We start from the raw sequence: 20,179 nt of genomic DNA, 5'->3' as shown, positions 1-20,179 counted from the left end.
CCGTCACATTCCTCGTCGCGGGTGGGCCGGAGCGTCCAGCGCACCGGCCGCCTGCAGGAGGTACGGGTTGGTGGCGCGCTCACGGCCGATGGTGGTCTGGGAGCCGTGGCCGGAGAGGACCACGGTCGCGTCGTCGAGGGGCAGGCACACCCGGGCCAGCGAGTGCATGATCGCCTTGCTGTCCCCGCCCGGGAGGTCCGTACGCCCGATGGAGCCGGCGAACAGCAGGTCGCCCGAGAACAGCACCGGCGGGATGTCCGCCGATTCGGGCGTCCGGAACGTCACCGACCCCTTGGTATGGCCGGGCGCGTGGTCGACGGTGAGCTCCAGACCGGCCAGCTCCAGCACGCTGCCGTCGGTCAGCTCGCGGACGTCGTCCGGCTCGCCGACGGTGATCGACCCCATGATCTGCTGGCCCAGCGAGCGGCCCAGGCCGCGGGCCGGGTCGGCCATCATGTACCGGTCCTCGGGGTGGATCCACGCCGGGACGTTGCGGGCGCCGCAGACCGGGACGACCGAGGCGATGTGGTCGATGTGCCCGTGGGTGAGCAGCACGGCGACGGGCTTCAGCCGGTGCTCGCGGATCAGCTCCTCGACGCCCTCGGCGGCCTCGTGCCCCGGATCGACGATCACGCACTCCTCGCCGGCCGCGGGTGCGACCAGGTAGCAGTTGGTGCCCCAGGCCCCAGCGGGGAATCCGGCGACGAACACGCGAGTCCTCGTATCGATTCGAGTGGCGGTCAGTGTGGTCTCACCGCAGCCTACCGGCGGGAAGCCACCGCTCGCGAACCAGATGTCCGCGCGCCCGCCCGGCTGCTCCCCGGGCCGGTTGATCTCGTACTTACGGACGAGGTCCCTACACTTGGCCGCCGATGGGTGCGATGATCCGCACCGATCCTTCACCCTTCAGCTTCCGACACAGGAGACACGGCCGGTGGTCAGCAGCGAACAGCGGCGGCGGCAGCTCGCCCGCGAGAAGTACGAGCGGCAGATGCAGCGCCGGGCCGAGGCCGAGGCCAAGCGCAAGAAGCGCAACACGGTGGTCGGGGCCTCGGTCGCGGCGGTCCTGGTCCTGGGCTTCGCCGGTGCCTACGCCGGAGGCGTCTTCAAGGCGGACGACAAGAAGTCCTCCGCCGACGTGGCCGTCCCGACGGCGGTGCCCACCCCGACCCAGGGCAAGCAGTACCCGGCCGAGCCGGCGATGACCGTCGACACCAAGGCCGCGTACACCGCGGTCCTGGAGACCAACAGCGGCAAGATCACCGTCTCGCTGGACGCGGCCAAGGCCCCGCACACCGTCAACTCCTTCGCGTTCCTCGCGGGTGAGAAGTACTTCGACGGGACGAAGTGCCACCGGCTGACCACCCAGGGCATCTACGTCCTGCAGTGCGGCGACCCGACCGGCACCGGCCGCGGCGGCCCGGGCTACAAGTTCGCGGACGAGAACCTGGAGGGCGCCACCTACCCGGCCGGCACCCTGGCCATGGCCAACTCCGGCCCGAACACCAACGGCAGCCAGTTCTTCGTGGTCTACAAGGACACCCAGCTGCCGCCGAGCTACACCCCCTTCGGCAAGATCACCGGCGGTCTGGACGTGGTCCAGAAGATCGCCGAGGCCGGCGTCAAGGGCGGCGGCGGGGACGGCGCGCCCGCCAAGGACGTGCAGCTCACCTCGGTGACCGCGGCCAAGGGCTGACCCCAACCGGCGCCGCGCCCCCGACCCCCGGGTCGCCGGGCGCGGCGCCGCGCGAATTGCCCCGGCCCGGATGCGGACAGCACCGACGCTGGTCGCCTATGTTGCTGTTGTATAGGGTGCCCAGACCGTCAGCCGTCACCCTCGGCGCAACACACGACGGATCGGACGGCGGACTCCATCGGTCCGCCGCACACATCAACTGTGGACGACGTGCGCGCCCGGCGGGGTGCGGCGTCATTGGAGGAGGCGCTGTGAGCAGCGACCCGTGGGGCCGTGTCGACGAGCAGGGGAACGTCTACGTCAGGACGGCCGAGGGCGGCGAACGCCTCGTCGGCTCCTGGCAGGCGGGCTCCCCCGACGAGGCCCTCGCCTACTTCGAGCGCAAGTTCCAGGGCCTGGAGGCCGAGGTCGGCCTGCTGGAGCACCGGGTCCGCAAGACCGACCTGGCCGCCAAGGAGGCCCAGGTCGCGCTCGACCACCTGCGCGAGCAGGTGGTCGACGCCCACGCGGTCGGCGACCTGGACTCGCTCGTCAAGCGCCTGGACTCCCTCGGCGGTGAGATCGAGACGCGCCAGACCGAGCGCAAGGCGGCCCGCGCCAAGGCCCAGCAGGAGACCCGCACCGCCAAGGAGGCGCTGGTCGCCGAGGCCGAGCAGCTCGCCGAGTCCACCCAGTGGCGAGAGGCCGGCGACCGGCTGCGCGCCCTGGTGGACAACTGGAAGGCGCTGCCCCGGCTGGACCGCAAGAGCGACGACGAGCTGTGGCACCGCTTCTCGCACGCCCGCTCGGTCTTCTCCAAGCACCGCAAGGCGCACTTCGCCGCGCTGGACGCGGAGCGCGAGCAGGCCCGTGTGGTGAAGGAGAAGCTGGTCGCCGAGGCCGAGGCGCTGTCGGACTCCACCGAGTGGGGTGCCACCGCCGCCGCGTACCGCGACCTGATGGCCCGCTGGAAGGCGGCCGGCCGCGCCCAGCGGGACGCGGAGGAGGAGCTGTGGGCCCGGTTCCGGGGCGCCCAGGACGTCTTCTTCCAGGCCCGTTCCGCCACCTTCAGCGAGCGGGACGCCGAGCAGACGGAGAACCAGCACCTCAAGGAGGCCCTGCTGGTCGAGGCCGAGGCGATCCTCCCGATCACCGACCTCAAGGCGGCCAAGGCGGCGCTCCGGGACGTCAACGAGCGCTGGGAGGCCATCGGCCACGTCCCGCGCGAGGCCCGGCCGAAGCTGGACGCGCGGCTGAACGCGGTGGAGCGGGCGATCCGCGACGCCGAGGAGGCCGAGTGGCAGCGCTCCAACCCGGAGGCCCGCGCCCGTGCCGCCGGCATGACCGGCCTGCTCCAGTCCGCCGTGGACAAGCTCCAGGCCGACCTGGACAAGGCCCGCGCCGCCGGGAACGCGAGCCGCGTCGCCAAGCTGGAGTCCGAGCTGGCGGGCCGTCAGGCCCTGCTGGAGCAGGCCCAGAAGAGCCTCGAAGAGTTCAGCGGCTGAGACCCGCACAACCGGGCGACCACAGGGGCGGGGGGAACTGCGCGAGACGGAAGGTACGGACCGTTGCCTTCCGCAGCGCGCAGTTCCCCACGCCCCCTTGTGGTTACCCGTGTGCCACGAGGTACCCCGCGTCAGACGGGTTGCGGCGACTCCGCCCCGCCGGGCCCCTGCCGCAGTTGGTCCAGGTCCACCGACTCCTCCGGCGAGGGCACCGCGGTCGGTACCGGCACCCCGAACTCGGTGAAGTCGATCCGCCCGAGTTCCGCGCCGGTCTTCTCCAGCCGCAACGGGTACGGCCGGCCCTCGGTCGCCACGTAGAGCCGGCCCGGGTCCTCCGTCCCGGAGCTCTCCACCGCGATGGCCGGGGTGCCGCCGACGGTCTCCCGGTCGCCGCGGCTCAGGGTGCCGCCCTCCCGGCCTATCGAGTCGGCGAACTGCACCAGGTCGCACAGCGCCGCCACGTCGGCGAAGTCCGGATCGGTCTCCGTGGTCCGCAGGTACCGGTCGCCGACCTGGCGGGCCAGGTCCGAGGTGCCGCGGGCCGCCCAGAACAGCGCGTCCGGCTTCACCCACAGCGTCGCCCCGGACTTCACCAGCTGCAGCGAGCCCGCCTCGCCGAGGCTGAGCACGCCCGTGCAGTCCGCGTCGGTGTCCAGCACCAGGTCGATGGCGATCTCCTGCTCGGCGTCGCTGATCCAGCCGGCCGCCCGAGCCGAGTAGCCGTCCTTGAGCGCCTGCACGGACCGGTCGACGATCTCCCGGGGCTCCAGCCGGTCCACCCCGTTGGCACCGGAGGGCGCGGGCGGGACGCTGCGGGTGCCCACCGGCGCCGCTCCGGACGGGGGCGCGGAACCGTCCGCACCGCAGCCGGCGGCACCCGCCAGCAGTACCACCCCGGCGAACGCGGCGACGGCCGCCTGCCTGGTGTCCACGGAGCCTCCTCGGTGCGGCCCCCGCCGGTGCCAGTCTCGGCGTCCGGCGGACGGGCCGCATCCGGGAGGGCTACTTCCGGGCCGAGGTGACCCGGTAGACGTCGTAGACGCCCTCGACGCCGCGCACCGCCTTCAGCACGTGGCCGAGGTGCTTCGGGTCGCCCATCTCGAAGGTGAACCGGCTCATCGCCACCCGGTCGCGCGAGGTCTGCACCGCCGCCGAGAGGATGTTGACGTGCTGGTCGGAGAGCACCCGGGTGACGTCCGACAGCAGGCGGGAGCGGTCCAGCGCCTCCACCTGGATGGCCACCAGGAAGACCGAGGACTGGGTGGCCGCCCACTCGACCTCGATCATCCGCTCCGGCTGCTGGGCCAGCGCCTCCACGTTGACGCAGTCCGAGCGGTGCACCGAGACGCCGTTGCCGCGGGTGATGAAGCCGACGATCGGGTCGCCCGGCACCGGGGTGCAGCAGCGCGACAGCTTGACCCACACGTCCTCGGTGCCCTTGACGATCACGCCCGGGTCGCCCTTGGCCCGGCGGCGGACCGCTCGGCGCTCGCGGGTCGGCGTGGCCGTCTCGGCGAGATCCTCGACCGCGCCCTCCTCGCCGCCCAGCGCCTGGACCAGCTTCTGCACGATCGACTGGGCCGCCACGTGGCCCTCGCCGATCGCCGCGTACAGCGAGGAGATGTCCGGGTAGCGCATCTCGTGCGCCAGGGTGACCAGCGAGTCGCCGGTGAGGATCCGCTGGATCGGCAGGCCCTGCTTGCGCATCGCCCGGGCGATGGCCTCCTTGCCCTGCTCGATCGCCTCCTCGCGGCGCTCCTTGGAGAACCAGGCGCGGATCTTGTTCCGGGCGCGCGGCGACTTGACGAAGCTCAGCCAGTCCCGGGACGGGCCGGCGTTCTCCGCCTTGGAGGTGAACACCTCCACGGCGTCGCCGTTCTCCAGGGTGGACTCCAGCGGCACCAGGCGGCCGTTGACCCGCGCCCCTATGCAGCGGTACCCGACCTCGGTGTGCACGGCGAAGGCGAAGTCCACCGGGGTGGAGCTGGCCGGCAGCGCTATCACGTCGCCCTTGGGCGTGAAGACGAAGACCTCGTTGTTGGAGAGGTCGAAGCGCAGCGACTCCAGGAACTCGCTCGGGTCCTCGGTCTCCTTCTGCCAGTCCAGCAGCTGCCGCAGCCAGGCCATCTCGTTGACGGCGTCGGCCTTGTCCTGCTTCCGTTCCTGCCGCGGGGTGTCGGTGCGCACCTTGGAGGCGCCCGCCACCGCCCGCTGCTTGTACTTCCAGTGCGCCGCGATGCCGTACTCGGCGCGGCGGTGCATGTCGAAGGTGCGGATCTGCAGCTCGACCGGCTTGCCGCCCGGACCGATCACCGTGGTGTGCAGCGACTGGTACATGTTGAACTTGGGCATGGCGATGTAGTCCTTGAACCGCCCCGGCACCGGGTTCCACCGCGCGTGGATGGTGCCCAGCGCCGCGTAGCAGTCGCGGACGGTGTCGACCAGGACCCTTATGCCCACCAGGTCGTAGATCTCGGCGAAGTCGCGGCCCCGCACGATCATCTTCTGGTACACGGAGTAGTAGTGCTTCGGCCGGCCGGTGACCTGGGCGGTGATCCGGGCGCCGCGCAGGTCGCCCTGGACCTGGTCGATCACGGTGGCCAGGTACTCGTCCCGCTTCGGGGCGCGCTCGGCCACCAGACGCACGATCTCGTCGTACATCTTGGGGTAGAGGATCGCGAAGGCGAGGTCCTCCAGCTCCCACTTGATGGTGTTCATGCCCAGCCGGTGCGCCAGCGGGGCGTAGATCTCCAGCGTCTCGCGGGCCTTCTTCTCCTGCTTCTCCCGCTTGAGGTAGCGCATGGTGCGCATGTTGTGCAGGCGGTCGGCCAGCTTGATCACCAGGACCCGCGGGTCCTTGGCCATCGCCACGACCATCTTGCGGACGGTCTCCGCCTGGGCCGCCTCGCCGAACTTGACACGGTCCAGCTTGGTGACGCCGTCCACCAGCAGGGCCACCGCGTCACCGAAGTCGTGGCGCAGGGTCTCCAGGCCGTAGTCGGTGTCCTCGACGGTGTCGTGCAGCAGCCCCGCCATCAGCGTCGGGGCGTCCATGCCCAGCTCCGCCAGGATGGTGGCCACCGCCAGCGGGTGCGTGATGTAGGGGTCGCCGCTCTTGCGCTTCTGGCCGCGGTGCCACTTCTCGGCGACCGCGTACGCCTTCTCGATCTCCTTGAGGAGCGCGGGGTCGGCCTTCGGATCGTTGGCCCGGATGGTGCGGAACAGCGGCTCCAGCACCGGGTTGACCATCGAGCTGCGCTGGCCGCCGAGACGGGCCAGGCGGGCACGCATACCGCCCGGCGAGGGCCGGGGGGCGGTCGTCGGCGGGCGCAGCGGCGCGGCACCGGAAGGAGCGGGCCGGCTCTGGTCAGCCGTGGGCACAACCTCGTCGGGCAAGGACACTCCTCGGGGCGCGGGGCCGGCTCCTCACGGAAGTGGGGAGGGGTGAATCTTCATGGTACCGAGACCGGCGACAACCCGTTCACGTGGACGGCCCGCAGGGGCGCACACGGTGCCCGGGCAGCCGGACTACGGGCAACCGGGCAACCACAAGGGGCGCGGGGAACTACGCGAGACGGAAGACGGCTCAGGTGGAGCCCTTCCGATTCGCGCCGTTCCCCGCGCCCCTGGGTCGACCGGTTGCACGAGGTCCTCAGACCGTGATCAGTGCCTCCAGCGGCACGCCGTCCAGGTGCGGGGTGAGCCGCTCACGGCCGGGCAGGAAGCCCAGCTCCATCAGCACCAGCACCCCCACCGGCACGCCCCCGGCCCGCCGCACCAGCTCCAGCGAGGCGGCGACCGTCCCGCCGGTGGCCAGCACGTCGTCGATCACCAGGACCTTCTCCCCCGGCGCGAACGCGTCGCACTGCACCTCCAGCGTCGCCGACCCGTACTCCAGGTCGTACGACTCGGCGTGCACCTCGCCGGGCAGCTTGCCCTTCTTGCGGATCGGGACGAAGCCCAGCCCCGCGGCGAAGGCCGCCGGGGCGGCCAGCACGAACCCCCGCGCCTCCAGTCCGACCACCTTGGTCGCGCCGAGCTCCGTCGCCCGGTCGGCCAGCGCCCGTACCAGGGCGCCGAACGCCTCGGCGTCGGCCAGCAGCGGGGCGATGTCCTTGAACAACACGCCCGGCTTCGGGTAGTCCGGCACGTCCCTGATCCGGCTGTCGAGGAGCTCGGCCAGCTCGGTCAGGAAGGTGTTCTGGGAGGTCACGGGGGTTCCTTAGGGCTGGGGTCGGGCTCAGCGCCGGCCGGTGGACCGGCCCTTGGCGCGGGCCCGGCCGGTCGGCTGGTTGCGCTGACCGACCATACCGGCCGTGACGCCGTCGCCGTCCTCCGGAGACTCGGCGTCCTGCGGGCCGCCCTCGGCGGCCGCCTTGGCGTCCGCGGCCCGGCGGGCGGCGACCTTCCTGGCCAGGGCCTTCATCTCCGGCTGGTGCTCCTTCAGCTGCGCGAGCAGCGGGGTGGCGACGCAGATGGAGGAGTAGGCGCCGGCGGCGAGGCCGATGAACAGCGCCAGCGAGATGTCGTTCAGCGTGCCGGCGCCGAGCAGGCCGCCGCCGATGAACAGCAGCGCGGCGACCGGGAGCAGGGCGACCACGGTGGTGTTGATGGAGCGGACCAGGGTCTGGTTCAGGCCCAGGTTGGCGGCCTCGCTGTAGGTCTTGCGGCTCTGCTTGGTGATGCCCCGGGTGTTCTCCTTCACGGTGTCGAAGACGACGACCGTGTCGTAGAGCGAGTAGCCGAGGATGGTCAGGAAGCCGATCACCGTGCCCGGGGTGACCTCGAAGCCCACCAGGGCGTACACGCCGATGGTGATCAGGAGGTCGTGGATCAGGGCGACCAGGGCGGCCAGGGCCATCCGCCACTCGAAGGCGACGGCCAGGTAGATGGTGACCAGCACCATGAAGATCACCAGGCCGAGCAGCGCCTTCTTGGAGATCTCGTCACCCCAGCTGGGGCCGATCACCTGGGCGTTGATCTCGTTGGCGGGGACGCCGAGGTCCTTGGAGAGCTCGGCGGTGAAGGTCTCCGCGGGGACCTGCTCGGCGGAGCTGACCTGGATGCGGACCTTGCCGTCACCGGTGGTCTGCACCTGGGCGGTGCTGGAGCCGGTGATCTTGTTGGCGGCGTCCTGGGCCTGGGTCACGGTCAGGCCGGGCTTCTGGACGGTGTAGACCGAGCCGCCCTTGAACTCGATGCCCAGGTGCAGGCCCATGGCCAGACCGATGGCGGCCACCAGCACGATGACGCCGGAGATCGAGTACCAGATCTTGCGCTTGCCGACGAAGTCGAAGCTGACCTCGCCCTGGTAGAGGCGGTGACCGATGTTACGGAGCGACATGGGTCAGGCCTCCTTGGGGGCGGCGGACGACGGACGGCGGCGACCACCGCGGATCGGCGGGCGGGCGCCCAGGCGCTTCGGGTCCAGGCCGGACCACGGGTGGCCGTTCGCGAAGAACGGGCGGCGGGCCAGCAGGGTGATCAGCGGCTTGGTGAACAGGAAGATCACCACGACGTCGAGCAGGGTGGTCAGGCCCAGGGTGAAGGCGAAGCCCTGCACCTTGCCGACCGAGACCACGTACAGCACCGCGGCACACAGGAAGGACACGAAGTCCGAGACCAGGATGGTGCGGCGGGCGCGCGGCCAGGCGCGCTGGACGGCCGCGCGGAGCGGGGCGCCCTCGCGGACCTCGTCCCTTATGCGCTCGAAGTAGACGATGAACGAGTCGGCGGTGATGCCGATGGCGACGATGGCGCCGCAGACGGCCGGCAGGTTCAGCGCGAAGCCGATGCCGGCGCCCAGCAGGGTCATGATCGCGTAGGTGAGCACCGCGGAGACCGCGAGGCCGGCGATGGAGACCAGGCCCAGGCCGCGGTAGTAGATCAGCGAGTAGACGACCACCAGGATCAGGCCGATCAGACCGGCGACCAGGCCGGCCTTCAGCTGCTCGCCGCCGAGCTGCGGGGAGACGGTGGTGACGTCGCTCTTGGTGAAGTCGAGCGGCAGGGCGCCGTAGCTGAGCACGTTGGCCAGGCTCTTGGCGTCGGCCTGGGTGAAGCTGCCCGAGATGACCGCCGAGCCGCCGGTGATCGACTGCTGGACGTACGGGTGGGAGACGACCTTGCCGTCCAGCACGATGGCGAACTGGTTGGCCGGCGGGGCCTGGGCGGCCAGCGCGCCGGTGGTGTCGGCGAACGCCTGGGAGCCGCTGTCGGTGAAGGACAGCTGGACCTGCCAGCCGCCGGCCTGCTGGGTGTCGTAGACGGCCTGGGCCTTGTCCACGTCCTGGCCGTTCACGGCGACCGGGCCGAGCGCGAACTTGTACCAGAGGCCCGACTCGTCGTCGTAGGAGCAGGCGACCGTGGCCTTGGCCGGGTCGGTCTGGTAGTCCTGGCGCTGGCCGGCGACCGAGCAGTCCAGCGCGGCGAACTGCTTCTGCAGGTCGGCGGGGACGGTGCCCTGGGTGAGCGCGGCGGACATGTCGGGGGTGCTCGGCGCGGTGGCGGCGGCGCTCGGCGTGGCGGCGGGGGCGCTGGCGGCCGGGCTGCCGGAGGCGGTCGGGTCGGCGAGCAGGGCGTCGGAGACCGCGCGGCCGGCCTTGCTGGCGCTCGGGCTGGCGGTGGCCTTGGCACCGCTCGGGCTCGCGGCCGGGGCGGCGGCACCGGTGGCCGCGGCGGTCGGCGAGGCGGCGCCGCTCGGGGTGGCGCTGCCGCTCGGGGAGCCCGACGGCGTGGCGTTGGCCTGGACGCCGGTCGGGGCGAGGGCCAGCACGGGGCGGAAGTAGAGCTTGGCGGTGTCGCCGACCTTGTTGATCGACTCCTGCTGGTCACCACCGTCGGGGATGTTGACGATGATGTTGTTGTCGCCCTGGGTCTGCACCTCCGCCTCGGAGACGCCCATGCCGTTGACGCGCTTCTGGATGATCCCGACGGCGATGTCCATGTTGGACTTGTTGATCGCCGCGGGGTCGTCCGACTTCGCGGTCAGCGTGACGCTGGTACCGCCTGCGAGGTCGATGCCCAGGCGCGGCGTCTTGTGGCCGGTCGCGAACATGACGGCGACCAGTGCGACGGTGACCGTCAGGATGAGCGCCAGCGCCCGTCCCGGGTAGCCGTCGCGCGGGCGCGACTTGGGTGTTGCCACCTTGCTCGTTTCTCCCTGTCCATGCCACCGCGTGCCGCGTACGCCGCCCGGCACGTGGCCGGACGGGCTTGCACGGCACGCGGCGGCCCTGAGGTCCTGTGGGCTTGCGGCGCGTTTGCCGCTGGGCCGATGTCCGGCCCGGCCGTACTACTTGCTCTCGGGAGCCCCGTCGGCGGCACCGTCGGCCTTGCCGTCCTTCTCCAGGGACAGGGCCTTCTCGGTGTCCACGCCGTCCACGGCCTCGACCGACTCGTCCTCCGCCGGGCGACCGTTGATGATCGCGTCGTACTCCAGCGGCTCCAGCACGGCCGCGATCGCGCTCTTGGTGTAGTGGGTCACCACGCCCGGGGCGATCTCCAGCTCGATCGTCTCGTCGTTCACGGCCTTCACCAGCGCGTACATGCCGCCGATGGTCCGGACACCCGACCCGGGCTGCAGCGTCGACTGCATGGTCTGCTGCTGTGCCTGGCGCTTCTTCTGAGAACGGAACATCAGGAAGATCGCGAGGATCGGGAGGAGGAGAATGATGAGGTTAGCCACAGCCAGGGTCCTAACGGGCTGCCTGTTCGGCTGCCCAGTGGTATACGTCGGCCCATCGGGTGAGAGGGGCGGTCCGGCGGAGTCTAGGCGACCCTAAACGATCGGACAACGCCAAGCATCGCATCCTGCCGCCGAAAGTGGCGACCCTCGACGGCACCGGATTTCAGCCGGCCTTGCCGCCGTCCGATCCGTCCCCCCACAGCTCAGACTGGGCGGACGCGCCGATCCGGCCGCCCTGGGCCGGAGGGGTGAGCCCGAGGTGACGCCACGCCGCGGCGGTCGCGATCCGCCCGCGCGGAGTACGGGCGAGCAGTCCCTCGCGCACCAGGAAGGGCTCGGCCACCTCCTCGACCGTCTCGGACTCCTCCCCCACCGCGACCGCCAGCGTGGACAGGCCGACCGGGCCGCCGCCGAACAGCCGCAGCAGCGCGTCGAGCACCGCGCGGTCGAGCCGGTCGAGGCCGCGGGCGTCCACCTCGTAGACGTCCAGCGCCTGGGCCGCGATCTCCCGGCTGACCCGGCCGTCGTGCTTGACCTGCGCGTAGTCCCGGACCCGGCGGAGCAGCCGGTTGGCGATCCGCGGCGTGCCGCGGGAGCGGCCGGCGATCTCGGCGGCGCCGGCCGGGTCGATCTCCACGTCCAGCAGGCCGGCCGAGCGGTGGACCACCCGCTGCAGCTCGGCGGGGGCGTAGAACTCCATGTGCCCGGTGAAGCCGAAGCGGTCGCGCAGCGGCGGCGGCAGCAGGCCGGCCCGGGTGGTGGCGCCGACCAGGGTGAACGGCGGCAGCTCCAGCGGGATGGCGGTGGCGCCCGGGCCCTTGCCGACGATCACGTCGACCCGGAAGTCCTCCATCGCCATGTAGAGCATCTCCTCGGCGGGCCGGGACATCCGGTGGATCTCGTCGAGGAACAGCACCTCGCCCTCGGTGAGCGAGGACAGGATGGCCGCCAGGTCGCCGGCGTGCTGGATGGCGGGCCCCGAGGTGATCCGGATCGGGGCGCCCAGCTCGGCGGCGATGATCATCGACAGCGTGGTCTTGCCGAGCCCGGGCGGACCGGAGAGCAGCACGTGGTCCGGCGCGGAGCCGCGCTGGCGGGCGGCCTGGAGCACCAGCGAGAGCTGCTCGCGCACCCGCTCCTGGCCGATGAACTCGTCCAGCTGCCGGGGGCGCAGCGCCGCCTCGACCGCCTGGTCCTCGCCGTCGGCGGCCGGCGTGACCAGGCGGTCGGCGGGGTCGGAGTCGTACGGGCTCATCGGGGCGGGCTCCAATGTCGACAAAGTGACAGGTCGTCAGGTGGATTGATGGTCGCGCGCGGGTCGGCGGACCGCCGGTCAGCGGGCCCGGTTGAGCCCGCGCAGGGCGGACCGCAGCAGGGCGCCGACGTCCGGCGTGGCCTGGGCCTCCGCCTCCGGGGTGACGGCCGAGACCGCCTCGTCCGCCTCGCGCGGAGCGTAGCCGAGGCCGACCAGCGCGGCGTGCAGCTGCTCGTACCAGGGCGCGGGACCGGTGGCCACCGCGGGCTTCTGCGCCGGGACGGCGCCGACCGGGGCGCCCAGCTTGTCCTTGTACTCCAGCAGCAGCTTGGCGGCCTTGGCCTTGCCGATGCCGGGCACCGCGATCAGCGCCTTCTCGTCGCCGTTCGCGACGGCGACGCGCAGCGCGTCGGGGCTGTGCACGCCGAGCATCGCCTGGGCCAGCCGCGGGCCCACGCCGGGGGCGGCCTGGAGGATCTCGAACACGGCGCGCTCGTCGTCGTCCGCGAAGCCGTACAGCGTGAGGGAGTCCTCGCGGACCACCAGCGAGGTGGCCAGCCGGGCGGGCTCGCCGATCCGCAGGGCGGCCAGGGTGGACGGCGTGCACTGGACGGCCATGCCGACGCCGCCGACCTCGACCACCGCCGTGCCACCGGCGACGGCGGCCACCGGCCCCTGAACGAAGGCGATCATGGGGTCTCTCCCTTGCTGGACGGGTGTGCTTCAGCGGCGCGGGACACGGTACGGGGCGCGAGGCCGCGGCCCCAGGCCCCCGCGCCGCGCACCGCCGCACGCGCCCCCTGCGGTCGGCCGGCGGCCCCGGCCGCCTTGGTTCTGGCCAGGGCGGCCGCGATCCGGTCGGTGGCCCCGCCGCGCCAGATGTGGCAGATGGCGAGCGCCAGGGCGTCCGCCGCGTCGGCCGGCTTGGGTGGGGCGTCGAGCCTCAGCAGCCGGGTGACCATCGCGGTGACCTGCGCCTTGTCGGCCCGCCCGGAGCCGGTGACGGCGGCCTTGACCTCGCTGGGGGTGTGCAGGGTGACCGGGATCCCCCGCCGGGTGGCGCACAGCACGGCGACCGCGCTGGCCTGCGCCGTCCCCATCACCGTCCGCACGTTGTGCTGGGCGAACACCCGCTCCACCGCGACCAGGTCGGGCCGGTACTCGTCGAACCACTGCTCCAGGCCCTGCTCGATGCCCAGCAGCCGGTGCCCGAGCTCCGCGTCCGCGGGCGTCCGCACCACGCCGACCCCGGCCATGGTCAGCGGACGGCCGGGCGAGCCGTCGACCACGCCCACTCCGCACCTGGTCAGCCCAGGGTCCACACCCAGCACCCGCACTCGAACGCCCCGCCTTTCTCGCCTCCCGCAGCGTAGCGGGCCCCACCGACAACCCTCCGGACACACCGCCGCCCGGCAGTCGCGGGACTGCCGGGCGGCGGTGGGGACGGTCGGGATCAGGCGTCCAGCTCGGCCATGATCTCGTCGGAGACGTCGAAGTTGGCGAAGACGTTCTGGACGTCGTCGCTGTCCTCGAGGGCGTCGATCAGCTTGAAGATCTTGCGGGCGCCGTCGGCGTCCAGCTGGACCTGCACGCTCGGGACGAAGTTGGCCTCGGCCGAGTCGTAGTCGATGCCGGCGTCGACCAGCGAGGTGCGGACGGCGACCATGTCGGTGGCCTCGGAGAGCACCTCGAAGGCCTCGCCCAGGTCGTTGACCTCCTCGGCACCGGCGTCCAGGACGACGTCGAGCACCTTGTCCTCGTCCACGCCGTCCGCCTTGGGGACGATCACGACGCCCTTGCGGGTGAACATGTACGAGACCGAGCCCGGGTCGGCCATCGAGCCGCCGTTGCGGGTCATCGCCACGCGCACGTCGGAGGCGGCGCGGTTGCGGTTGTCGGTGAGGCACTCGATCAGGACGGCCACGCCGTTCGGGCCGTAGCCCTCGTACATGATGGTCGAGTAGTCCGCGCCGCCGGCCTCGGCACCGGAGCCGCGCTTGACGGCCCGGTTGATGTTGTCGATCGGGACGGAGCTCTTCTTCGCCTTCTGGATGGCGTCGTAGAGCGTGGGGTTGCCGGCCGGGTCGCCGCCGCCGGTGCGCGCCGCCACCTCGATGTTCTTGATCATCTTGGCGAAGAGCTTGCCGCGCTTGGCGTCGATCACGGCCTTCTTGTGCTTGGTGGTAGCCCACTTAGAGTGGCCGGACATCGCCAGCTCCTTTACGTCGCCAATGGGAAATGAACAGAGGAGATCTTACCGGTGCGACCACCCGGGGTCGCACACGGTCACTGCGCGGCGGCCTCGACCATGCGGACGAAGTAGGCGTGCACCCGGTGGTCACCGGTGAGCTCGGGGTGGAACGAGGTCGCCAGCAGGTTGCCCTGGCGGACGGCGACGATCCGGCTGTCCGGGCCGTCGGCGGCCGGGACCTCGGCCAGCACCTCGACGCCGGCGCCGACCGACTCCACCCAGGGGGCGCGGATGAAGACGCCGTTGACCGGCTCGCCCTCCAGGCCCTGGAACGGGATCGCGGTCTCGAAGGACTCGTTCTGCCGGCCGAAGGCGTTGCGGCGGACGGTCATGTCGATGCCGCCGACGGTCTCCTGGTAGTCGCGCCCGTCCAGGATCTTGTCCGCCAGCATGATCATGCCCGCGCAGGTGCCGTAGACCGGCATGCCGGCGGCCACGCGCTCGCGCAGCGGGTCCATCACGCCGAAGTTCAGCGCCAGCTTGGACATGGTGGTGGACTCGCCGCCGGGGATCACCAGCGCGTCCACCTCGGCCAGCTCCTCGGCGCGGCGCACCGGGCGGGCGACGGCGTCGGCGGCGGCGAGCGCGATCAGGTGCTCGCGGACGTCGCCCTGCAGGGCCAGGACGCCGATGAGGGGAGTGCTCACGATTTCTGCTACCTCTGGGTCGTTGGGCGAGTACGTGGCGCGGCCCGCCGCGCGCCGGAGCTGCGCGGCGGGCCGTCGGAGCCGGTGACTACCAGCCGCGGTTGGCGTAGCGCTCGGACTCGGGCAGGGTGTCGCAGTTGATGCCGACCATGGCCTCGCCCAGGTTGCGGGACGCGTCGGCGATGATCTTCGGGTCGTCGAAGAAGGTGGTGGCCTTCACGATGGCGGCGGCGCGCTTGGCCGGGTCGCCCGACTTGAAGATGCCGGAGCCGACGAAGACGCCCTCGGCGCCCAGCTGGCGCATCAGCGCGGCGTCGGCCGGGGTGGCCACGCCACCGGCGGAGAACAGCACGACCGGCAGCTTGCCGAGCTCGGCGACCTCCTTGACCAGCTCGTACGGGGCGCGGAGCTCCTTGGCGGCGGCGTACAGCTCGTTGTTGTCGAAGCCGCGCAGCTTGGCGATCTCGTTCTTGATCTGACGCAGGTGGCGGACGGCCTCGACCACGTTGCCGGTGCCGGCCTCGCCCTTGGAGCGGATCATGGCCGCGCCCTCGGCGATCCGGCGCAGGGCCTCGCCCAGGTTGGTGGCGCCGCAGACGAAGGGGGTGGTGAAGGCCCACTTGTCGGAGTGGTTGACCTCGTCGGCCGGGGTGAGCACCTCGGACTCGTCGATGTAGTCGACACCCAGCGACTGGAGGACCTGGGCCTCGACGAAGTGACCGATCCGGGACTTCGCCATGACCGGGATGGACACCGCGTTGATGATGCCCTCGATCATGTCCGGGTCGGACATCCGGGCCACGCCGCCGTCCTTGCGGATGTCGGCGGGGACCCGCTCCAGCGCCATGACGGCGACGGCACCGGCGTCCTCGGCGATCTTGGCCTGCTCGGGGGTGACGACGTCCATGATCACACCGCCCTTGAGCTGCTCGGCCATGCCGCGCTTGACCCGGGCGGTGCCGATCTGCGGCTGGTCTGCGGTGACGGAGGGGGTGGTGGACACGTAAACCTCACTCGAAGAATGAACCAGTGCTATCGCCCTATCGTAGGCCCGAAACACCCCTTACCCATGCGCCATCCAGTCCAGCCTGACCGTTCGGTTGCGACAAACCGGCTGGAAATCACGGGTGTTCCGGTGCTCCGAAGACCTCCCGGAGGACGGTGTCACGAGCCCGGTCCCACCCTCTCAGGCGGGCGCGCCCTCGGGCGTCAGCGCCACCGGCGGCTCGTCGTCCATCTCGAAGGCCAGCGGGAACGGCGCCCGGCCGGCGAGCCGGAGGTAGCGCACCAGCCGGTGCTCGCGCACCGCCCGGGCCGCCCGGACCGCGTCGTTGTGGAACCGCCGCGCCATCGGCACCCGGCGCACCGCCGCAGTGAGATCCTTCACAGCCTCCGCGCCGCCGGGCGCCTCCAGCAGCGCCGCCACCTGCTCCGGCTCGGCGAACACCGCGCGCAGCGCCAGGCTCAGCTCGCTCTCCGCCACCTCGCGGTGCTCGTCCTCGGACTGCCGGGCCGCGTGCGACGCCTCGTACAGCAGCAGTGACGCCGCCGGGTCCAGCAGGTTGGAGGTGGCCAGCTCCAGCGCCACCGAGGCGCGGCGGACCAGCTGGGCGTCCAGCGAGGCGCGGGCGGCGTCGATCCGGGCGTGCAGCCGGTCCAGCCGGCCGGCGGTCCAGCTCAGGTAGACGGCGAACAGCACGACGGCCGCGAGGGCCCAGATCCAGGTAGTCACGGGGCGTTACCGTACTCCGGATCGGGCGGCGGGCGCGTCCAGGGTGGTCCCGCGGTAGCAGTCGCGGTCGATGTCCATGATGTTCACCGCCGCCTGGACGGGGGCCGCGCCCGGCTCCTCGGCCAGGTACCCGGGGAGCGCCGCCAGCACCGCCTCGCTCAGCGCCACCTTGGCCTCCGGGGTGCGGCCGGGGAAGATCTGGAACTCTACGAACACCAGCGCGTAGGTGTCCGGGTCGGCCCCGACCACCGGCTCCTCGACCCGCCGGAACCGCAGCTTGCAGGAGTTCGGCGTCGCCCCGATCAGCTCCACCGCCAGCCGGTTCACCGCCACCCCGAACCCCCGCCGGTCGAACCGGTCGGCCAGCCGCTCCGAGTAGTCGACGGCGATCTGCGGCATGGGATACCCCCGGGGGTCGTACGGGATCTACGGGCACACCGTAGACCACCGGGGCGTCCCCGCCGCGCTCAGCTCCCCGGCGGTCGACTCCCCGGCGGTCAGCTCCCCAGGCCCAGGCGTCCGCGCCAGCCCGTGGGCTCGACGTCGGCGACCGGCGGGCGGCCGTCGGTGACGGTCTCGTAGACGGACAGGATGTCCGCCCCCACCGTCTCCCAGTCGAACCGCCGCACATGCTTGGCCGCGGCCTCCCGCAGCTCGCCCAGCCGCTGCGGGTTCCCCAGCAGCTTCACCGCCGACTGCGCCAGCGCCTGGGCGTCCTCGATCGGGAACAGCTCCCCCGCGTCCCCGCCGTCCAGCACCTGCCGGAACGCGTCCAGGTCGCTGGCCAGCACCGGCGCGCCCGCCGACATCGCCTCGACCAGGATGATCCCGAAGCTCTCGCCGCCGGTGTTCGGCGCCACGTAGAGGTCGACGCTGCGCAGCAGCCGCGCCTTCTCCTCGTCGGACACCATCCCGAGGAACTCCACCTGCGCCCGCACCTCGGGCGCGAGCCCCTGGACGGCCTCCTCCTGGTCGCCCTTGCCGGCCACCAGCAGCCGGACGCCCGGCCGCTCGGCGAGGATCCGCGGCAGCGCGGCCAGCAGCGTCGGCAGGCCCTTGCGCGGCTCGTTGATCCGGCCGATGAAGCCGATCGTGCCGGGGCTGCCGTCCAGCGCGTGGCCCTGCCAGCGCGGGTCGGGCTCGGCGTCGGCGAAGAACCGGACGTCCACGCCGTTGGGGATCACCACCGCGTCGCCGCCGAGGTGCTCGACCAGGGTGCGGCGGGCGTACTCGCTGACCGCGATCCGGGCGCTCATCTTCTCCAGGCCCGGCTGGAGGATCGGCGAGGCGGCGATCATCGCCCGCGACCGCGGGTTGGAGGTGTGGAAGGTGCCGACCATCGGACCGGAGGCGGACCAGGCGGCCAGCATCGACAGGCTCGGCGAGGCCGGCTCGTGGACGTGCAGGATGTCGAACCGGCCGTCGTGCAGCCAGCGCCGCACCCGGGCCGCGGAGAGGATGCCGAAGCTCAGCCGCGCCACCGAGCCGTTGTACGGCACGGCGACCGCGCGCCCGGCCGAGACCACGTACGGCGGCAGCGCCTCCTCGTCCTCGGCGGGCGCCAGCACCGACACCTCGTGCCCGAGCCGGATCAGGTGCTCGGCCAGGTCCCGGATGTGGAACTGCACCCCGCCGGGGACGTCCCAGTCGTACGGGCAGACGATTCCGATCTTCACCGCTCGCCCCCCACCGGCTCGCCGTCCTCGCGCGCCACCGCGCCGGGCGCGGCCCCGGGACCCGCCGCGGCGGCCTCCGGGCCCGCGGTGGCCGGAGCCGCCGGGCGGTCCGGGCGCGGGGTGAGGTCGGCCAGCCACAGCTTCTGCAGCATGTGCCAGTCCGCCGAGTGCTCGCGGATCGCGCCCTCCCACACGTCGGCCAGGGCCTGTGTCATCGCGGCGGTCCGCTCCCGGCGGTCGCCCTCCGCGGGGACCGGGATCTCCGGGTGCACCTCGGCGTGCATCAGCGGCCCGTCGTACCAGAGCGACACCGGGAACAGCGCGGCGCCGGTGCGCTGGGCCAGCGCGGCGGGGCCGGCCGGCATCCGGGTCCGCTCGCCGAAGAACTCCACCGGGATCCCGGCCTCGGACAGGTCGCGGTCGCCGACCAGGCAGACCAGCTTGCCCTCGCGCAGCCGGCGGGCCAGGGTGCCGATCACCGAGACGTCGGAGCCGGTCAGCGCCAGCACCTCCATCCCCAGGCCCTCCCGGTACGCCACGAACCGGTCGAACAGCCCCTCGGGCTTCAGCCGCTCGGCGACCGTGGTGAACGGGTACCCGCCGGCCGAGGCGATCCAGGCGCCGGCCAGGTCCCAGTTGGCCATGTGCGGCAGCGCGAGGATCGCGCCCCGGCCGGCCGCCATCGCCTCGTTGAGCGGCTCCAGGCCCTTGGCCGGCATGGCCGCGGCGATCCGCTCCAGGCTCCAGGTCGACAGCCGGAACGACTCCATCCAGTACCGCAGGTAGGAGCGCATCCCGGCCCGGGACAGCTCCCGCAGCGCGGCGGCGTCCGCCTCCGGGTGCACCCGGCGCAGGTTGGCCTCCAACTGGAGGACCCGCTTGCCCCGCCGCCGCCAGGCGTAGTCCGCGAGCTGGTTGAACAGCCCGCGGGCGGCCGGCTCGGGCAGGTGCTTCACCGCCGACCAGCCCAGCGCGTACGCCGACTCGACCAACCGGTCCTTCACCGTGCCCCCACCTGCTCCTGTTCGAAGGCCTCCCGACGGACCGTCAGCATCCGCTGCAGCACCGTCACCAGGCTGCCCGCCGCGACCACCCACAGGGCGAACGGCAGCAGCCACTCCACGTACGGCAGGCCGAAGGCGTGCAGGCCGGAGACGCCGGCCGCGACCAGGCTGATCACCAGCCGCTCGGCCCGCTCCACCAGCCCGGACACGTTCACCGGGAAGCCCAGGCTCTCGCCGCGGGCCTTGGTGTACGACACCACCTGACCGCTGGCCAGGCAGAACAGCGCCACCGCGCAGAGCAGGTCGTTGTTCCCGCTGCCGGCGTACCACATCGCCAGACCGCCGAAGATCGCCGCGTCGGCGACCCGGTCCAGCGTCGAGTCCAGGAACGCGCCCCACTTGCTGGAGCGCCCGGCCTGGCGGGCCATGTTGCCGTCGACCAGGTCGGAGAAGATGAAAAGGGTGATGGTGATGGTGCCCCAGAAGAACTCCCCGCGCGGGAAGAACACCAGCGCTCCGGCCACCGACCCGGCCGTCCCGATCAGCGTCACCGCGTCCGGGCTCACGCCCCAGCGCAGCAGCATGGCGGCGAACGGCGTCAGGACACGTGTGAAGAAGGCACGCGCGTACTTGTTGAGCATGGCCTTCCCGACCGCTCCCCTCACCGGAATCCACCCCCGGCGACGATGGCCGGGAGGCGGCCGAGCGGATCCGCCCGCCCGGCTGGACAATGGTATCCACGCCGTT

At 72.2% G+C, this 20,179-nt stretch carries 20 protein-coding genes; 2 read left to right on the top strand and 18 right to left on the bottom strand.

Translation table 11 applies throughout. From position 1 onward, the window contains the following. Window positions 1-3: 3 nt before the first annotated feature. A complete protein-coding gene (locus tag ABWK59_RS28630) occupies window positions 4-711 on the bottom strand; it encodes an MBL fold metallo-hydrolase (RefSeq protein WP_354643520.1) in 708 nt (235 codons plus the stop codon). Between the two features lie 223 nt (window positions 712-934). Between ABWK59_RS28630 and ABWK59_RS28625 the strand changes: the two genes are divergently transcribed. Further along, on the top strand, window positions 935-1,696 hold the full coding sequence (locus tag ABWK59_RS28625; protein ID WP_354643519.1) for a peptidylprolyl isomerase: 762 nt from the start codon (window positions 935-937) through the stop codon (window positions 1,694-1,696). 251 nt (window positions 1,697-1,947) lie between these two features. Further along, window positions 1,948-3,180 carry a DUF349 domain-containing protein gene (locus ABWK59_RS28620; protein ID WP_354643518.1) on the top strand — a complete coding sequence of 411 codons (1,233 nt, stop codon included), beginning with the start codon at window positions 1,948-1,950 and terminating at the stop codon, window positions 3,178-3,180. Between the two features lie 131 nt (window positions 3,181-3,311). Here the strand turns inward: ABWK59_RS28620 and ABWK59_RS28615 are convergent, their stop codons facing one another. The 17 genes from ABWK59_RS28615 to pgsA all read right to left on the bottom strand — a co-directional run bounded on the left by ABWK59_RS28615 (window position 3,312) and on the right by pgsA (window position 20,073). Then, window positions 3,312-4,112 (bottom strand): hypothetical protein, encoded by an 801-nt coding sequence (locus ABWK59_RS28615; RefSeq protein WP_354643517.1) that lies wholly within the window; start codon window positions 4,110-4,112, stop codon window positions 3,312-3,314. A 70-nt stretch (window positions 4,113-4,182) separates the two neighbouring features. Beyond that, window positions 4,183-6,582, bottom strand: coding sequence for a RelA/SpoT family protein (locus tag ABWK59_RS28610; protein WP_420492866.1), 2,400 nt, complete (start codon window positions 6,580-6,582; stop codon window positions 4,183-4,185). Between the two features lie 250 nt (window positions 6,583-6,832). Further along, entirely contained in the window at window positions 6,833-7,372 is a 540-nt protein-coding gene (locus ABWK59_RS28605) for an adenine phosphoribosyltransferase (protein ID WP_354645139.1), read from the bottom strand. A 48-nt stretch (window positions 7,373-7,420) separates the two neighbouring features. Then, window positions 7,421-8,524: a protein translocase subunit SecF gene (secF, locus tag ABWK59_RS28600; protein WP_354643516.1), complete on the bottom strand. Its 1,104-nt coding sequence runs from the start codon at window positions 8,522-8,524 to the stop codon at window positions 7,421-7,423. Window positions 8,525-8,527: 3 nt separating this feature from the next. Continuing rightward, window positions 8,528-10,327, bottom strand: a complete 1,800-nt coding sequence (gene secD / locus ABWK59_RS28595) for a protein translocase subunit SecD (protein ID WP_420492865.1) — start codon at window positions 10,325-10,327, stop codon at window positions 8,528-8,530. 147 nt (window positions 10,328-10,474) lie between these two features. Further along, entirely contained in the window at window positions 10,475-10,867 is a 393-nt protein-coding gene (gene yajC / locus ABWK59_RS28590) for a preprotein translocase subunit YajC (protein ID WP_354643515.1), read from the bottom strand. Between the two features lie 163 nt (window positions 10,868-11,030). Continuing rightward, window positions 11,031-12,122 carry a Holliday junction branch migration DNA helicase RuvB gene (ruvB, locus tag ABWK59_RS28585; protein ID WP_354643514.1) on the bottom strand — a complete coding sequence of 364 codons (1,092 nt, stop codon included), beginning with the start codon at window positions 12,120-12,122 and terminating at the stop codon, window positions 11,031-11,033. A 78-nt stretch (window positions 12,123-12,200) separates the two neighbouring features. Continuing rightward, window positions 12,201-12,815, bottom strand: coding sequence for a Holliday junction branch migration protein RuvA (ruvA, locus tag ABWK59_RS28580; RefSeq protein ID WP_354643513.1), 615 nt, complete (start codon window positions 12,813-12,815; stop codon window positions 12,201-12,203). Continuing rightward, window positions 12,812-13,459, bottom strand: coding sequence for a crossover junction endodeoxyribonuclease RuvC (gene ruvC, locus ABWK59_RS28575; protein ID WP_354643512.1), 648 nt, complete (start codon window positions 13,457-13,459; stop codon window positions 12,812-12,814). The genes ruvA and ruvC overlap by 4 nt, the downstream gene beginning before the upstream one ends. Window positions 13,460-13,575: 116 nt before the next feature. Next, window positions 13,576-14,331 carry a YebC/PmpR family DNA-binding transcriptional regulator gene (locus tag ABWK59_RS28570; RefSeq protein ID WP_354643511.1) on the bottom strand — a complete coding sequence of 252 codons (756 nt, stop codon included), beginning with the start codon at window positions 14,329-14,331 and terminating at the stop codon, window positions 13,576-13,578. Window positions 14,332-14,408: 77 nt separating this feature from the next. Next, entirely contained in the window at window positions 14,409-15,020 is a 612-nt protein-coding gene (gene pdxT, locus ABWK59_RS28565; RefSeq protein WP_354643510.1) for a pyridoxal 5'-phosphate synthase glutaminase subunit PdxT, read from the bottom strand. An 88-nt stretch (window positions 15,021-15,108) separates the two neighbouring features. Then, the gene (gene pdxS / locus ABWK59_RS28560) at window positions 15,109-16,023 is read right to left on the bottom strand and encodes a pyridoxal 5'-phosphate synthase lyase subunit PdxS (RefSeq protein WP_354643509.1); all 915 of its coding nucleotides are present in this window, start codon (window positions 16,021-16,023) and stop codon (window positions 15,109-15,111) included. A 183-nt stretch (window positions 16,024-16,206) separates the two neighbouring features. Continuing rightward, window positions 16,207-16,752 (bottom strand): hypothetical protein, encoded by a 546-nt coding sequence (locus ABWK59_RS28555; RefSeq protein WP_354643508.1) that lies wholly within the window; start codon window positions 16,750-16,752, stop codon window positions 16,207-16,209. A gap of 6 nt (window positions 16,753-16,758) precedes the next feature. Continuing rightward, window positions 16,759-17,151 carry a 5-carboxymethyl-2-hydroxymuconate Delta-isomerase gene (locus tag ABWK59_RS28550; RefSeq protein ID WP_354643507.1) on the bottom strand — a complete coding sequence of 131 codons (393 nt, stop codon included), beginning with the start codon at window positions 17,149-17,151 and terminating at the stop codon, window positions 16,759-16,761. 98 nt (window positions 17,152-17,249) lie between these two features. Beyond that, a complete protein-coding gene (locus ABWK59_RS28545; protein WP_354643506.1) occupies window positions 17,250-18,428 on the bottom strand; it encodes a glycosyltransferase family 4 protein in 1,179 nt (392 codons plus the stop codon). Beyond that, complete coding sequence (locus ABWK59_RS28540) at window positions 18,425-19,432, bottom strand: phosphatidylinositol mannoside acyltransferase (RefSeq protein ID WP_354643505.1); 1,008 nt, start codon at window positions 19,430-19,432, stop codon at window positions 18,425-18,427. The genes ABWK59_RS28545 and ABWK59_RS28540 overlap by 4 nt, the downstream gene beginning before the upstream one ends. Next, window positions 19,429-20,073 (bottom strand): phosphatidylinositol phosphate synthase, encoded by a 645-nt coding sequence (gene pgsA, locus ABWK59_RS28535; RefSeq protein ID WP_354645137.1) that lies wholly within the window; start codon window positions 20,071-20,073, stop codon window positions 19,429-19,431. The genes ABWK59_RS28540 and pgsA overlap by 4 nt, the downstream gene beginning before the upstream one ends. Between the last annotated feature and the right edge of the window lie 106 nt (window positions 20,074-20,179).

The organism is Kitasatospora sp. HUAS MG31 (assembly GCF_040571325.1).
GTDB lineage: Bacteria > Actinomycetota > Actinomycetes > Streptomycetales > Streptomycetaceae > Kitasatospora > Kitasatospora camelliae.
This window is presented reverse-complemented; position numbering and strand designations above follow the sequence as displayed.